Below are 15,549 nucleotides of genomic sequence, written 5' to 3' on the forward strand. Positions count from 1 at the left end.
GCCATCAGGACCAACAGGTCCGCGACAACGCTTGTCGCGGACCAGCCACGAAGCTAGACTGGCTCGACGACTACGAAAAATGAAGGGGCAGGCCGACGGCCTGGAAAACGTGGCCGAAAGACCCGGTGAGATCACGCAGGTGCTGCAACGCTGGTCGCAGGGCGACCGGTCGGCCGGCGACGAGTTGATGAAACGGCTGTACGCGCAGCTTCGCCAGGTGGCGCAAGTACGCCTTTCCGGCGAGCGTGCCGGCCATACCCTCCAACCCACCGCTCTCGTTCACGAGGCCTACCTGAAGATCGTGCAGGGCGAAGCCGTTTCCTGGCAGGATCGGACCCACTTCATTGCCGTGGCTGCGCGCGCCATGCGCCAGATCATCATCGACGGCGGCCGGCGCCGGCAGGCAGCCAAGCGCCAGGCACCGGAGTCGCCGACACTGCTGCTGCAGGCCATGGGCGAAGCCGACCAGTCCGTCGATCTGATGGCGCTCGACCAGGCGCTCACCCGTCTTGAGCAGCTTGATGAGAAACAGGCCCGAATCGTGGAGCTCAAGTATTTCGGCGGCCTGACAAGCGATGAGATCGCTGCCGTCATGGATATCTCGCCGGCGACCGTCCATCGCTACTGGCGTGCCGCCCGTTCCTGGCTGTTCCTCGAACTGGGCAAGCACTCGGAGCCCGGGGGCGGCGCGTGAGCGATTCGGGGCACGGGCGCGACCTGCCGGACGATCCGGACGCGGCTGCCCTCAGGCTCCTGCCCGACTGCCTCGAGCAGCCGGAATCGAGTCGCCTCGAATGGCTGGCGGCTCGATGCCCGGACCGGCCCGAAGTACGCGAGCGCGTTCTCGCGCTACTGTCCGCAGACCGCGACAGCGGCGGCTTTCTCGAAGACGGCCCGGCGCTGCCGGGCCCGGAGCGTGTGGGAGAGCGGCTCGGTCCCTGGCGACTCGACGAGGAAATCGCCATTGGCGGAATGAGCCGGGTCTACCGGGCCCACCGCGCCGACGGCGCCTACGAACAGCAGGTGGCGGTCAAGCTCTACGACGCCGCCCACCTCGACCGCCACGCCGCGGCACGATTCGACGCCGAGCGACGAATTCTCGCGGCACTCGACCACCCCGGCATCGCGCGGGTCATCGACGGCGGCGAAACCGACGACGGCACCGCCTACGTCGTCATGGAATACGTGCGCGGCGAGCCGATCACCCGCTACTGCGACCGCCACGGCATCGACCTCCCCGGTCGCCTGCAGCTGATCCAGTCGGTGTGCGAGGCGCTCGACCTGGCGCACTGCCGCGGCGTCGTGCACCGCGACATCAAGGCCGGCAACATTCTGGTCGACGAAGCCGGACAGCCGCACCTGATCGACTTCGGCATCGCCAAGATCCTGGAACACGCTGCGTTCGACCACATCGACCTGCCGCAGACCCGCGCCGGCGCACAGATGCTGACCCCCGAGTACGCCAGCCCCGAGCAACTGCGCGGCGAACTGATCGGCCCGGTGTCCGACGTCTACTCGCTCGGCGTACTGCTCTACGAACTGGTGACCGGCTCCAGGCCCTATCAGATCGCCGGGCTTTCGCCCGGCCAGATGGAGCGCACGGTCTGCACCACCGTGCCGCAGGATCCCAGCACCCTGGTGGCCCGGCGCAAATCGCCACCACCGGCCGGCCTGCCGCCGGCCCGGACCCTCAAGCGCCGGCTGCGCGGCGATGTCGACCGCATCATCATGACGGCGCTGCGCTTGGAACCCGCGCAGCGTTACCCGTCAGCCGACGCGCTGGCCGAGGACATCGAACGCTTTCTGTCGGGCAAGGCCGTGCACGCGCGGGGCGCCTCGCGTCTGTACCGCACCGGACGCTTCATCTCGCACCACCGCGCCGGGGTGTCGGTCACGGCGGCGGCCTTCGTGTTGCTGCTCGCCGCACTGGCCGCGGTCGAGCGACAGCGCGAACTGGCCCGGCTCGAGGCCCGGCGAGCCGCGTCGGCGACCGAGTTCCTGACCGAGATGATCCAGCGCGCCGATCCGTTCGAGAACGCCGAGACGCCAACCCTGGCCGGCGCGCTGAAGCTGGCGATCGAGAGCATCGATGAACGATTTGCCGGCCAGCCGGCACTCGAGGCGGATATGCGCTACGCGATCGGTTACGCGCTGCAGAATCTCGGCGAGATCGACACGGCCCGCGAACAACTGCAGCAAGCCCTGGCCCTGCGCCGCGCCCACGGCGGCCCGGTCGAGCGCGCCGAGGCCCACGACGGCCTGGCCATCGTGGCCTGGTGGGGCAGCGACTTCGAGACCGGCACCGCGCATTTTGAACGGGCGCTGGAACTGCTCGAGGGCGTCGATGGCAACCGCGCCGAGGTCTTGCGGGTCAACGTGCTGGCCAACTGGGCGGCCATGCTGATCGACGCCGGCGACTACGAGCAAAGCGAAGCCCTGGCCGAACAGGCAAGAACGCTGGCCGAAACGGTCAAAGAGACCGGCATCGAGACCCGGGCGGCGATCTGGTCGACCCTGGCGACCGCGCGGGAAGGTCTCGAGCAGAACGAAGCGGCACTGGACGCCTTCGAACACACCATGGCGCTGCAGCGCCGGGCCACTGGCGAAAACCATCCGAGTTACGCCATCGTGCTCAACAACCTGGCGCTACTCTACTACCGGATGGATCGACTCGACGACGCGCTGACGGCCATGCAGCGCTCGGTCGCCATCCGCCGCGAAACGCTGGGAGCGTCTCATCCGCAAACGGCCACCGCGCTATTCAACCTGGCCCGGCTGCAAACCCTCAACGGCGACCTGGAACTGGCCGAAGCCAACGCCCGCCTGGCACTGGAGGTCGCCGAAAACGGATACGAAGCGGGTCACCCCCGCATCGGCAAGGCGCACGAGGCCCTGGCGATCGTGCTCAAACAAGCCGGTCGGCACGCCGAAGCCCGCGCCCATGCCGGCCAGGCGCGAACCATCTACGCAGGGGCCACATCGGTCGATCCGGCCTGGATCACGGCCATTGACCAACTGCTGGAGAGCCTGGCCGAGGACTGAAGCGGCTCGGCCGATCGATCAGCGCGTTAGGGAGCCTCTGAACCACTCTGCGTGGGCGCGAGTGAATTAATGAATAATGCGTGCTAGGGCTATTGCAGTTCGATCAGGCGCTCGGAGGTCTCGTCGGGCAGCACCGAGATCTCAAACGAATCGCTGTGGCCCTTGTGCTTGCCCAGGGTCGAGTACTCGACGGTATAGGTTCCCGGGGTGAGAACAAACTGGCGCGGATTGGAGCCGGCGCTGGTGTAGGTGCGCGAGCCGGCGACCCGCTGGCCGCTGTCTTGGTCGCGGATGGTGACCACCGCGTCTACCAACTCATCGCCCATGCTGACCCCGATCATCGCGATGCCCGAGGCAAAGGCATGGACCACTTCACTGATTTCGGCGGCCCGGACTTCGATGCCGCTGCGATCGAAAGTGGTTGTCGTGCCTTCCACCGTCAAAGCCTTGATGTGCATGGCATAGCGCCCCGGGGGCACCTGCATGTCCGACGGACGACCGTAGGTGCGGGTCTGGGCGACCACCTCATCGCCATCGAGCAGCTTGACCAACGAATCCCAGCCCTGGTCGTTATTGAGCACGTTGACGCGGACCGTTCCGGCATCGAAGCGCACCTCGTGTTCGCTGATTTCGTCCTCGCTGATCTCGATGCCGCGCAGCCAGATCGGTCTCAAGTCGGTATTCTCCAGAGCATGGATTTCCAGGTCGTATGTGCCGGCCGGCAGAAAAAACGAGGCGCCGTCGTGATAGCTGCGTGCATGCTCGACGGGCTTGCTTTCGCCGGGCAAGAAGACCTTGATTGCGGCATCGAGCGGCTGACCGTTCTTGCTCACCTTCACGCTGACGTTGGCCACCAGATCCACCGTCTGGGCCGTGGCTTCGTCCAGGCCGGCCGAAAGCTGTTCGGCATTGTCGGCATCGAAATAGCGCCCGCCGCCGGCTTGCGCCGCGCAACGCAACGCCTCGGTCTCGTCGGCCTGCAAGCCAAAGCCGACGATATGCAGGATGAACTCGATGCCATTGTCCCTGGCCTCGCCCACCACCTCGCACAGATTGCCTCCGCACGACTCGATGCCGTCGGTCAGCAGGATGACCGTTGCCTTTTCCCGGTTCTGCTTGAGCCGCTCGATGACCTGCGTGGCCGACCAGGCCAGCGGGGTCTTGCCAAGCGGGCGAATGGCGGTCAGCGCCGGCGGTATCGCCGACGGCTCGGCATCGCTCAGCAGGGTTTCAACGTCCTGGCAGTCACCCTCGCTGCGATGGCCGTAGGCAACCAGGCCCACGCGCTGCCCATCGGCCAGATTACCGAGTGTATTGGCCATGACTTCGCGGGCGATCTCGACCTTGGCCTTGCCGTCGATCTGACCCCACATCGAACCGCTGGAATCGTAGATGAAAACGATCGGTGAAGGTTCGGCAGCGTCCTGGGCCTGCACGAACGCACACAACGGCAGCAGCAACAGCGCCACGGAAAAACGATTCATGACCACTCCCCTGAACATCAAGACTCTATTTGTGTATCCACCAAAAGCTTAGCACGCCGGCGCCCAAACGAATTCGGGCAGGCCGAGGGCTGCGTGAGTGCTTCCAATGCGGGTCCAGACCCTAGCTCGAGTCCAACCTGGCGGCCACGGCCTATCGGCTACTCGCCCCGCTCGTCGCCGACCGCATGCTGGCCGAGCAACCTGCGGCGACCACCTTCGAAGCATTTGATTTGACTTGCCTTGCCGCTCACCGGGTTTGAGCCACCCCTGAGATGGCTCTTGGAGCAGTTTCACGGATCGACCGCGACATTCAGGGATTTTCCCGTTTGCTTCCTGGCCGTCTGACGGGGGCAGCGACCAGATCGCTAATCCTGGCGTTGCACGTCACGATAAAGCAGCGCGACCCAGCGCTCCGGCGATATGAAGCCCCGCCCCCATTGTTCGTCGTGCTCGGCGGTAATGCCGGCGGCCGGAAGGGTCTCCAGGCTTTCCCCAGCCTCGACGCGTGCAATCAATCGCCGCTACACTGTCGCAAGCCTGTCGCGATACTCCATCAACTGTGCGCGGCCAATCATCGGGCCGTGACCGGGAATGATCCGCGTATCCGCACCGCCGGCGTGGTGCGACCGAAGAACTCGCTGACCTGCTCGGTCGAGAGTCGTTCACGCACGTTGTCGTGAGCGACGATCAGTCCACCGGCTTCTGCCATGTTCTCATTGCCCCCGGCATGATCACCGTGGAAATGGGTGTTGAGGACGAACCTGACCGGCTGGTCGGTCACCGAACGCACCGCCTCGAGGATCCTGTCGGTCAGCGGCGCGAACTGACCGTCGATCAGAAAGGCGACATCATCGCCCGCGACCGGGCCGATGTTGCCGCCGGCCCCGGTCAGCATGTGGACCGATTCGGTCAGCGACTCGACACCGTTCTCGACGTCGTCCAGATTCTGGGCCATGACTGCACCAGTGCCAAACAGCCAGAACGCCGCAGCCAGTGGGCCGGTTATCATCATCATTTTCATCGCAGCTTGAGTCCGTGGTAAGAACTCTGTCTGAAGTATGGCACCTCCTGCGGCAGCGGGCATTGCCACGTCCCTTTTGGCCGGTCCGCTCGAGGCGGCTTCGCGTCAACGGTGGCACCCTGATCGGACCGGGCGACAGCACCGCAGGCCTGAGCCAACTCATCCGGCAAGGAATGCGTCCAGGGGCGGTTCAGGCACAGACCGGTATCAAGACCAACCCACACACTGCACCGGAGAGGCACCACCAGTGACCGCAACACCCGATCATGCATACCGTGCCGAACTCGGCAGTCGCGAACTGTTTCCCGAACTCCAGCCGACGGTCTACGCCAACCACGCCTCCCTGTCGCCGCCGAGCCTCCCGGTTCGCCAGGCCGTGCAGGCCACCCTGGACGGTTATGCGTGCCGGGGCATGGCCTGGTACGGCGAAGAAACCGCACGGCGCGAGCGTTTGCGCGGGAAGCTTGCCGGGTTGATCGGCGCCAACGCCACCAACGTGGCGCTGGTGCCCAACACCTCGGCCGGAGTGCTGGCGGTTGCGCTGAGCCTGCCCTGGCAGCGCGGCGATCGGGTGCTGATTTTCAACCGTGAGTTTCCCACCAACATCACTCCGTGGCAGCAGGCCGCGCGGCGCCACGGGCTGGAGCTGGTGTGGATGGATTCCGAGGCCTTCCGCGTCGATCGCGGCACCGCGCTCGAGGCGCTGGAGGATCATCTCCGCACCGGCGTGCGCCTGGTTGCCGTCAGCGCGGTGCAGTTCACCACGGGTCAGCGAATGCCGCTGGCGCGCATGGGCGAGCTCTGCCGCCGCCACGGCAGCGAGCTGTTCGTCGATGCCATCCAGGCCATGGGCATCGTGCCGCTGGATGTCGAAAAGATGGGTATCCACTACCTGACCGCCGGCAGTCACAAGTGGCTGATGGCGCCGGAAGGACTGGCCGCCCTTTACGCGCGGCCGGACGCGGCCGAACGCCTGCAGCCGGCGGTCGCCGGATGGCTCAGTCACCAGGACGCGTTTGCGTTCCTCAGTAAGGGCCCCGGTCACCTGCGCTACGACCGCCCCTTTCACAAAGGCGCGCGCATGGCCGAAGCCGGTACGCCCAACACCCTGGCCGCGGCCGGGCTGGAAGCCAGCCTGGCATTGATCAGCGAGCTCGGCGTTCCGGCAATCTTCGACCATGTCCAGGCCTGGCACGATAGCGTCGAGCCCGGTCTGATCGAGCGCGGCTTAGAGAGCTCGCGCATGACCGATCCGTCGGGGCGCTCTGGCATCCTCAGCGTGCGTCCGGCCAACCCAGGGGAGGCACCGGCGTGGGCTAGAGCCCTGTCCGAGCACGGCATCAGCTGCGCCAGCCCCGACGGCTGGCTGCGCTTCTCGCCGCACTGGCCGAATACGATCGCAGAGGCCGATCAGTTGCTCGGGGCTGTTGACGCCACGCAGGCGCAGCGTTGCTAGAAACTCATGGATCAAGCGTGCTTGCCAACCCGGCATGTCCACTTGCGCATCGGGTGAATACTCACTAACGGCCGGACACAAGAGCCTCGAAGCCAGCGTGGAAGATCGGGTCGGTCGTACTGTCAGTCATACGCGTCAACCCGTGGCTGGGAATTCCATCGATGGCGTCGAACACCCCGGCCATCCACAGTTGGCCGGTAGTAGAGTCGATCAGGAAATCGCGCGGGAATCCGTCGAGCGTGCCCAGCCCTTCCCAGGTGCCGGCATTGTCGCGCAGCAGGAAGCTGGCCGGATGGCCCCAGAAGGTCGTGAAATTGCCACCGACGTAGAGCATGCCCTGATAGTCAATCAGGGCTTCCACCGACATTCCGGCCACGCCGTCGCGGTACTGCCTCCAGACGTTCCCGTCCCAGACCGCCAGCCGTTCGGCCGGCTGCCCGCCGGCCTCGGAGAAATAGCCGCCGGCCAGCAGCTCGTCGCCGCGGCTATAGAGCACTGAAACCCCGCCGTTCATCCCTCCGGCCAGGTCGTCCATATCGGCACCGTCCCAGGCCGCGACATCGCTATAAATGCCGTTTCCGTCCCCGAAGTCGCCACCCATGAACAGGCGCCCGGCGTGGACACGCATCGTGTTGATCTGGCCGAACAACTGGGGACCGAAACTCTCCCAGGTGCTACCGTTCCATCGGCGCACGCCGCCCAGCCCGCCGGCATAGAGCTGATCGTCGAAGACCGCCACGGCATCCCCTCCGCTGCCGTTTCCGATGGCATGCCAATCGGCGCCATCATAACGCGCGATGGCCGTGACCGGCTGGCCATCGACCGCGGTGAAGTCGCCGGTCACGACCAGGTCGCCGTTCCACATCGTGGCGTCCCACACGGCATTGTCGAAGGTCGCGAACTGCTCCCAGCCGCCGGACCCCAGGCGCGCGATGCGCCCGACCAGTTGATCGCCGGCGGTAAAAAACGCGCCCATCCCGATCAGCCCATAGGGTGTCTCGATCAATTTCGTCGGCCCGGACAACAGGCCCAGCCCGGTTCCAAGTGCCTGCCACTGCCCGCCATCGTAGGCGGCAATGTTCCAGCTGACCGTGGCCGTACCGTAATCCAGCGGCAGCGCCGCACCAGCCCACTTGAACTCGCCACCCACGACCAGCCGACCGTCATGCACGGTCATCGCGATGGCCGTGGTCGACAGGTCGCTGCCGTCAACTCCGCCAACGCTGTGCCAGTTGGTCCCGTCCCAGCGCGCCACCGCTCGGCTGGGCACCCCGCCCTGTCCGTCAACCTCGATGAAGTCGCCGCCGACATACAGGCTGCCGGCGAAAACTTCCAGCGAGGACACATCCGCCGAGATGTCCCAGTCCGGAATACCCTGGCCCAGTCCCTGCCAGGCCAGACCATCAAAACAGGCCACCCGACGGGCCGTCGGCGGATCGGACAGGTGGAAGTTGCCGCCGGCACACAACGCATCTTCGAACAGCTTCAGCGCGTGGACGCCCGTTCCCGCCGGACCCGGGATGCCAGTCCCGACGGAAGTCCAGTTGGTACCGTCCCAGGCCGCAAGGTTGGCAACCGAGGACGCCCCGCCAGCATTCTCGAACTCGCCGCCCACGTACAACACTCCGGCGACAGGATCGACTTCCAGCGACAGCACCTTCGGTTCAAATCCGCCGTGTACGCCGTCGCCGACCGGCCGCCAGGACGTGCCGTCCCAGCGCGCGATTCCGGCAACCGGCTGGCCGTCGGCGGTATCCAGCAGCCCGCCGGCATACAGTTCGCCGTCGAAAACCTCAAGTGCGAACACCGTGGCCTCGGCCGCCCAGCTCAGCTCCAGCCCATCGCCCAGCGCGCGCCACGAGGTGCCGTTCCAGGTCGCCACGCTGCTGGCCGGAACCCCCCCGGCGGCGCTGAAACGACCGGCAACCACAAGTTCGCCCTGGTAGCTTGCCATGGCCCGGACCAGTCCGCTGACCCCTTCGCCCGATGGGCCTGACAGCGGGCGCCAATCCTGGCCGTCGTAACGCGCCACGTGCGAAAGCGCACTCCCGCGCGCCTCGAACTCGAGCCCGCCGGCAATCAGCTCGCCGTCGTGGACGCCCAGCGCGAACACCCGGCCATTCAGGCCCGGCCGGTTGAAGTCCTGCGACCACCCGACCTGGCCGAACGCGGGTCCCGCCATCGACAGGGCCAACATGAGCGCGAGAAAATGTTGAGTCATCAATCGTTTCATGGCCTTGCCACGGTTTGGCTGGTGGGACAATCGTACACACACTGTAATGTCTGACGTTTTTCCAGCCGCGGTTATTCCGTCCAACGTAAGCGCCGTCAAACCCATCCCCTGTTCAACGCGCCATGGATCACTGCGCTGACTCCATCGGTTTTCACGATGGAGAGCGGATAGCGAGCAGACGTTACCTCAAGGCCGGTCATCGAGGCGAAGACGCAGCGTACGCGCCTGCGGCCAGTCGCGCTCGAATCGAAAAGCTGACCCGTTCATAACCCTGTCCTATCCTGCTGCTGCGGTTCTCGGGTTTTGAGAATCAATTAGGCATAATGCCGGGTCATGAGTGGCGAGCCGGCTTCCAATTCCACGATCCTGACGCCCACCACCCGCCTGGCCCGGTCCGAAAACCTGCGCCTGGCGCGTGTGCGGATCGCCGATGGCGCCAGCGCCTGGCTGCGGCCGCCGGTGCTGGCCTTTCCGGCCTGGCTGGCGCAGCTGCGCAACGACGCGTTCCTGGCCGGCGAGGAAGAGCGGGTGCCAATCACGGCCGACCACGCGCTGATGCTGTGGCAGTCGGTCATCGATCGCGACGTGTTCATCGGTGAACCCAGGGTAGCCGAGATGGCCGCTGCAAGCTGGCGGCTCATTCACGAATACTGCATCGACGCGCCCGCCGACTGGCCTAATCTGATGCTCAGCGAAGACAGCCGGCATTTCCGCGCGTGGACCCGCCGGTTTGTGGAGATGTGCGATCAAAAGGGCCTGATCGACGAATGGCGCTTCGCCAGCCAATTGCCTGCCCTGATCGAGGCCGGCGACATTGCGCTGCCGGCGGCCATCCGGCTGTCAGGCTTCGAATTGCCGCTGACGCCGCTGCAGCGCGCCATACTGGACGCGGCCGAAGCAGCCGGCACGCACATCCACCGCGACCCGCCGCCCGGAAAGGCGCAACTGCCCGAGAAAGTGACCGCCCACACCGAGGAGGCGGACGAACTGCTGGCCGCAGCAGCCTGGGCTCGTGGCCGGCTGGAAGCAGGTCCCGACCAGCGCATTGCCGTTGTCGTGCCGGGACTGCGCGAGCAACTCGCTACGGTCGAGCGGGTTTTCCGCCGGGCCTTCGCCCCCGGCAGCTTCGCGCTGGATGCCGACCGCGACGAACCGTGGCACGTGTCGCTTGGACCGCCCCTGGCGCGCTGGCCGCTGGTGGCTGACGCCTTGTCATTGCTCAAGCTCGACCCGCACCGCATCAGCCAGCCGCAGGTTGCCGAAGTGATTCGATGCCCGTTCCTGGGCGGTTGGGAAGTCGAGTCTCGCTCCCGTGCCGGCGCACTGGCCGCCACCATCCGCTACCAACCCTACTGGCTGCGCGTCGGCCAACTAACTTGGCAGGCTGGCGAAAGCGGCGCGAAGCGGCTTTCGGCTCACCTTGCCGAGTGGGAACTGCTGCGCCGAAAACACCACGACAGGAGCTTGCCGTCCGAGTGGGTGGCGCGCTTCCAGAAGGAACTCGAAGCGCTCGGATTCGGCCGTGGACGCGGACTCGACAGCCGCGAATACCAGGTCCTGCAGCGCTTCCACGACCTGCTCGAGGACTTCAGCACACTCGACCTGGTCGTTGAGCGGCCGCTCGCACGTATCGAAGCCTTGCGCCAGCTCAGCGAGCGCGCCAGCGCCGCAACGTTTCGCGAGCGCAATCCGGGTGCGCCTGTTGAAATCCTGGGTGTGGAGGAAGCGCTGGGCTCGCGCTTCGACGCAGTCCGGGTGACGGGACTGGATCACCAGGCCTGGCCGGGGCCGACGAGGCGCGACCCCTTTATACCGGCCATCCTCCAGGATGCTGTGCCCGCCGCAACCGCCGAAGGCGCGCTCAAACGGGCGCGCGCTGAGCTGGCCGGCCTGATGCGGGCCGCACCGGCAGTCTCCGGCAGCTTCAGCCGCGGCAACGACGACGAAAGGCGCCATCTCACTCCGCTGCTGTCCGGCACTTGTGTGGAAGAGACCGCTGAAGTCCGATCGATCGAGCCGGCGCAGATGGAAGCACCCATCGAGGACGTCATGGCTCCGGAGCACCCGGGCGGCAAGGTCCGTGGCGGTATCTCGGTGCTGCAGCGCCAGTCCGACTGCCCGTTCAAGGCGTTCGCCGAAACGCGACTGAATGCGCGCGACCTGACGCCGCCGCGCCCAGGCCTTGACGCGCGCGACCGCGGCAGTCTGGTGCACTGGGCCCTGGAGCACTTCTGGAGCGATCTCGACGGCCTCGCCGCGCTTGACGCCCTTGACGAGACGGAACTCGATGGGCGCATCGCCGCCGCCCGCGACACGGCCCTGGCAAGGCTGGAACGGCGCAGTCCACTGGTGCTCAGTGAAGCGGGCCGGGCCCTGGAAGCCGAGTGCCTGGACCGTTCCCTGCGCCGCTGGTTGGCCATCGAAATCAGGCGTGGGGCATTTTCGGTCGCGGCGCGGGAGGCGAATATCGAGCTGATCTTCGACCACCTCCGCCTGAACGGCAAGATTGACCGCATCGATCAGATCCAGGACGGCGGTACCATCGTGCTCGACTACAAGACCGGCGATGCCCGGCACGGCAAGTGGGCACCGCAGGCGCGTCTGGCCGACGTGCAGTTACCCGCCTACGCCACTGGCCTTCAGCCGCACCCGGTTGCCATCGCCTTCGCCCGCCTGCGGCCCGACAGCATGGGCTTTGACGGCCTGGCGGGGACCGACACCGGCATTCCGGGCCTGCACGTCGTCGGCGAGATCGGGGGCCGGTCGAAATTCCGGGACGTCGAATCCTGGTCGTCGCTGGTCGACGACTGGCGCGAACGGCTCGAGGCCCTGGCTGCCGGGTTCCGAACCGGTCGGGCCGAAGTCCATCCGCGCGACAACCAGGTCTGCAAATACTGCCATCTCCACGCCCTTTGCCGCATCAACGAGCGGGTCAGCCTGCCGGAGGCCGACGATGAGTGACTCGAGAGCGCGCCAGCTGGCCGTCGAACCGGAGCGCTCGGTGATCGTTCAGGCCCCGGCCGGTTCGGGCAAAACGACCCTGCTGGTCGAGCGCTACCTCGGCCTGCTCGGCGTCGTCGAGGCGCCAGAAGAGATACTGGCAATCACCTTCACGCGCAAGGCCGCCGCGGAGATGCGCGAGCGCATCCTGCAGTTTCTCGAACCCGATTACGAGGCCGGCGGGGCCCACGAGGAAGCGGCGCTGACCAAGGCGCGGGCCGTAGCCGACAAGGTGGCCGAGTGGGACCTGCTGGATAATCCGCAGCGTTTGCTCATTCGCACTATCGACAGCTTCAACCACTACCTGGCCCGGACCATGCCGGTGGCCAGCCAGCTCGGCCCCGTGCCCGCGCCGGCCGAAAACGCCCGGGTGCTGTATCGCAAGGCCGCACGCCGCCTGCTGGTGCGCGCCGAAGGCCGCGACGAGCTGGCCGAGGACGTCAGGCACCTGCTGCTTTGGCGCGACAACCGCAGCCAAGATATCGAGGATCTGCTGGTCGAACTGCTCGGCAAGCGTGAGCAGTGGCTGCGCGCACTGGGCATGAGCGGCCGGCCCGAACGTGAGGTCTTCGAGCGGACGCTGCACGAAGTGGTAGCCGATCAGCTCCAGTCGGCTCGTGGTGCTCTCGAGAACGGGCTGCTTGCGGCTCAAATCGTCCCCGAATCACTGCTCAAGTGCCTGCGCGATGCCGCCGCCAGCCTGCAGGCCGAGGGCGTGGCCTCGCCCCTCGATGACTGCAATGACCTGACCGACCTGCCCGGCGCTGATGCGGATGACCTGCCGGGCTGGCGCGCTCTGGGCTTTACCCTGCTGACTAAAAATGGCGGCTGGCGCGCCGCGCCCAACAAGAAACAGGGATTCCCGGCCAAAAGCGAGCACAAGGATCGTATCGTGGCCATGCTCGATGCACTGCGCAACGACGACGGGCTCGCCGGCTGGATCGACCGCGCCCGGTCCCTGCCCGAGCCGCGCTACGGGGACACCGAGTGGGACGTACTTGCCGCGCTGGTCCGGGTGCTCGAAGCCACCGCCGCTGAACTCGAGCTGGTGTTCGCCGAGACCGGCCAGAGCGACTTCGCGGGTATCGGCGCGGCCGCCCTGCGCGGCCTGGGCGACGAGGAGACGGGCTATACCGACCTGGCGCTCTACCTGGACCGAAGAATCAAACACATCCTCGTCGACGAATACCAGGACACCAACTGGGGCCAGTACCACCTGCTGGAAAAGCTCGTCGGCGGCTGGCAGGCCGGCGAGGAGCGCAGCCTGTTTCTGGTCGGCGATCCCATGCAGTCAATCTATCGCTTCCGTGAGGCCGAAGTCGGGCTGTTCATGCGCACGCGCGAGCGCGGCATCGCGGCTCAGACCGTCGAGTCCTGCCGTCTGACGCGAAACTTCCGCTCGCGCGCCGAGATCGTCGACTGGGTCAACACATCGCTCGGCCCGATCTTTCCCGAAGCCGAGGACATTTCGGCCGGCGCGGTGAGCTACGCCCCTTCAGAAGCGGGCCGCGATACCGGCGGCCGGGTCGACGTTCTCGCCCAACCCAACCGGGCCGGCGAAGCCGAGGCCGTGGCCCAAACCGTCGCCGCAGCGCTCGAAGACCGCCGCGACGACCCGGACTTTTCGGCGGCCATCATCGTGCGGGCACGCTCGCATTTAGCCGACATCCTGCCGGCCCTGGAGCGCCACGCGATACCCTACCGAGCCGTCAAGCTCGACCCCCTGCTGACCCGGCCGGTGGTGCAGGACCTGCTGGCCATCACGCGCGCCATCGCCAATCCGGCCGACACCGCGGCCGTGTTGTCCGTGCTGCGCTCGCCGGTGTGCGGACTCACGCTTGCCGACCTGCACGCCCTCGCCGGGGACGGCCGTTCCACCGACGACGCCGACGCCCTCAAGCGCCTGTCCGGAGACGGTCAGCGCCGCGCCAAACGGGTATTCGAAGCGCTCGAGCGCGCCAGCGGCCAGTGGCGCAAGCGCTCCATGCGCGATCTGGTGGAGGGCGCCTGGACGCGGCTGGGCGGGCCGCAGGCAACAAAACGGCCGGCGTCAGAGCAGCGCGATGCCGCCGCCTATCTCGACACCCTGTCGGCGGCCGAAGAACAAGGCCTGCTGGCCGACTGGAACGCCTTCATGGAACTGCTCGACGAGCAGTACACCGAAGGCGATCCGCGGCGGGACGATATCCGGCTCGAGATTCTGACCATGCACGGCGCCAAGGGCCTGGAATGGGACCTGGTGGTCCTGCCCGGTCTCGACCGCGGCACCGGCGGCAGCAACCGCGGGCTGCTCTACTGGCTGCCCTTTACCCCGGAGTCCGGCGAGGAGCGCGTGCTGATCGCGCCGCTGAGAGCGTCCGACCAGGACGACAACACCAACCTGATCAAACTGATCCGCGATGAACAAAAGCAGCGCGAAGCCTACGAGCACCAGCGCCTGCTATACGTCGCCGCAACACGGGCGCGCGAACGGCTGGTGCTTTCGGCCACGCTCGATTCCACGCGCGATGAAATCAAGCCGGGCTCGGGCAGCCTGCTCGCCGATCTGTGGCCGACCTGCAGCCAGGATTTCCTGAGCGCGCTTGAACGTTCACCGGAACCGGCCGACAGCGATTCGAATGCCGGCCAGCTGCCGGACCAGTTTCTGCGCCGAATCCGCAGCGACTGGCAGCCGCCGATCGGCGATCGCCTGGCCTGGCGCCCAGCCCTGCCGCCGCGCGAGCGCGAAGTCGAAGTCGAGTTCAACTGGGCCGGCATCCAGGTGCGGCGTATGGGCACGGTGCTCCATCGCCTGCTCGAACGCGTCGGCCAAATCGGCGTCGAGAATCTCGACGAGCAGCACCATGCCTCTTTGCGCAATCGGATCCCCGGCTTGCTCAGGGCAATGGGCACCGGCAGTCGCGATCTCGAAACCACCGTCGGCCCCATCCGCGAGGCCTTCGAGCGGACGCTTAACAGCGAAACCGGCCGCTGGATTCTCAGCGCGCACCATCGCCAGGCGGCCTGTGAACTGCCGCTTTCAGGCGTGATCGACGGCCAGCTGGTCAACGCCGTCATCGACCGCACCTTCATCGACGCCGAGGGCACACGCTGGATCATCGACTACAAGTCCGGCTACCACGAGGGCAGCGACCTGGAGGACTTCCTCAGCGAGGAAGCCGGACGCTACAGCGCGCAGCTGGAAACTTACAGGCGCCTGTTCGAGCAGATGGGCGAGAGCGACATCAGAACCGCAATCTACCTGCCGCGGCACGGCGAACTGCGACTGGTCGGCGAAGGCTGATACGGCCCGAGCGCGCCGGGCGAGCCGTGC

General features: G+C 66.6%; 9 protein-coding genes. 5 read left to right on the forward strand and 4 right to left on the reverse strand.

The features are described 5' to 3' along the window. Positions 1 to 79: 79 nt before the first annotated feature. Complete coding sequence (locus tag HND55_12455) at positions 80 to 694, forward strand: sigma-70 family RNA polymerase sigma factor (protein ID QKK03398.1); 615 nt, start codon at positions 80 to 82, stop codon at positions 692 to 694. Next, positions 691 to 3,042, forward strand: coding sequence for a serine/threonine protein kinase (locus HND55_12460; protein ID QKK03399.1), 2,352 nt, complete (start codon positions 691 to 693; stop codon positions 3,040 to 3,042). The genes HND55_12455 and HND55_12460 overlap by 4 nt, the downstream gene beginning before the upstream one ends. A gap of 89 nt (positions 3,043 to 3,131) precedes the next feature. Here HND55_12460 and HND55_12465 read toward each other — a convergent pair whose 3' ends face one another. The 3 genes from HND55_12465 to HND55_12475 all read right to left on the reverse strand — a co-directional run bounded on the left by HND55_12465 (position 3,132) and on the right by HND55_12475 (position 5,541). Continuing rightward, positions 3,132 to 4,526, reverse strand: a complete 1,395-nt coding sequence (locus tag HND55_12465; protein ID QKK03400.1) for a VWA domain-containing protein — start codon at positions 4,524 to 4,526, stop codon at positions 3,132 to 3,134. A gap of 365 nt (positions 4,527 to 4,891) precedes the next feature. After that, entirely contained in the window at positions 4,892 to 5,041 is a 150-nt protein-coding gene (locus tag HND55_12470; GenBank protein ID QKK03401.1) for a hypothetical protein, read from the reverse strand. A gap of 56 nt (positions 5,042 to 5,097) precedes the next feature. After that, positions 5,098 to 5,541, reverse strand: coding sequence for an MBL fold metallo-hydrolase (locus tag HND55_12475; GenBank protein QKK03402.1), 444 nt, complete (start codon positions 5,539 to 5,541; stop codon positions 5,098 to 5,100). A gap of 43 nt (positions 5,542 to 5,584) precedes the next feature. On the opposite strand from HND55_12475, the gene HND55_12480 reads away from it, so the two are divergent. Then, the gene (locus HND55_12480; GenBank protein QKK03403.1) at positions 5,585 to 7,003 is read left to right on the forward strand and encodes an aminotransferase class V-fold PLP-dependent enzyme; all 1,419 of its coding nucleotides are present in this window, start codon (positions 5,585 to 5,587) and stop codon (positions 7,001 to 7,003) included. 64 nt (positions 7,004 to 7,067) lie between these two features. On the opposite strand, the gene HND55_12485 is transcribed toward HND55_12480, so the two are convergent. Continuing rightward, positions 7,068 to 9,224 carry a hypothetical protein gene (locus HND55_12485; protein QKK03404.1) on the reverse strand — a complete coding sequence of 719 codons (2,157 nt, stop codon included), beginning with the start codon at positions 9,222 to 9,224 and terminating at the stop codon, positions 7,068 to 7,070. Positions 9,225 to 9,569: 345 nt separating this feature from the next. Between HND55_12485 and HND55_12490 the strand changes: the two genes are divergently transcribed. Then, positions 9,570 to 12,197, forward strand: coding sequence for a hypothetical protein (locus HND55_12490; protein ID QKK03405.1), 2,628 nt, complete (start codon positions 9,570 to 9,572; stop codon positions 12,195 to 12,197). Further along, complete coding sequence (locus HND55_12495) at positions 12,190 to 15,519, forward strand: UvrD-helicase domain-containing protein (protein QKK03406.1); 3,330 nt, start codon at positions 12,190 to 12,192, stop codon at positions 15,517 to 15,519. Before HND55_12490 ends, HND55_12495 begins: the two co-directional genes overlap by 8 nt. Positions 15,520 to 15,549 lie beyond the last annotated feature (30 nt).

The sequence above is a fragment of the Pseudomonadota bacterium genome (assembly GCA_013285445.1).
In the GTDB taxonomy this organism is placed as follows: Bacteria; Pseudomonadota; Gammaproteobacteria; order Xanthomonadales; family Wenzhouxiangellaceae; genus Wenzhouxiangella.

Excerpts from the sequence above, each read along its gene's own strand:
- HND55_12455 (QKK03398.1), top strand. The coding sequence starts at position 80 with ATGAAGGGGCAGGCCGACGGCCTGGAAAACGTGGCCGAAAGACCCGGT.
- HND55_12465 (QKK03400.1), bottom strand. The coding sequence starts at position 4,526 with ATGAATCGTTTTTCCGTGGCGCTGTTGCTGCTGCCGTTGTGTGCGTTC.
- HND55_12475 (QKK03402.1), bottom strand. The coding sequence starts at position 5,541 with ATGATGATGATAACCGGCCCACTGGCTGCGGCGTTCTGGCTGTTTGGC.
- HND55_12480 (QKK03403.1), top strand. The coding sequence starts at position 5,585 with ATGGCACCTCCTGCGGCAGCGGGCATTGCCACGTCCCTTTTGGCCGGT.
- HND55_12485 (QKK03404.1), bottom strand. The coding sequence starts at position 9,224 with ATGACTCAACATTTTCTCGCGCTCATGTTGGCCCTGTCGATGGCGGGA.
- HND55_12490 (QKK03405.1), top strand. The coding sequence starts at position 9,570 with ATGAGTGGCGAGCCGGCTTCCAATTCCACGATCCTGACGCCCACCACC.
- HND55_12495 (QKK03406.1), top strand. The coding sequence starts at position 12,190 with ATGAGTGACTCGAGAGCGCGCCAGCTGGCCGTCGAACCGGAGCGCTCG.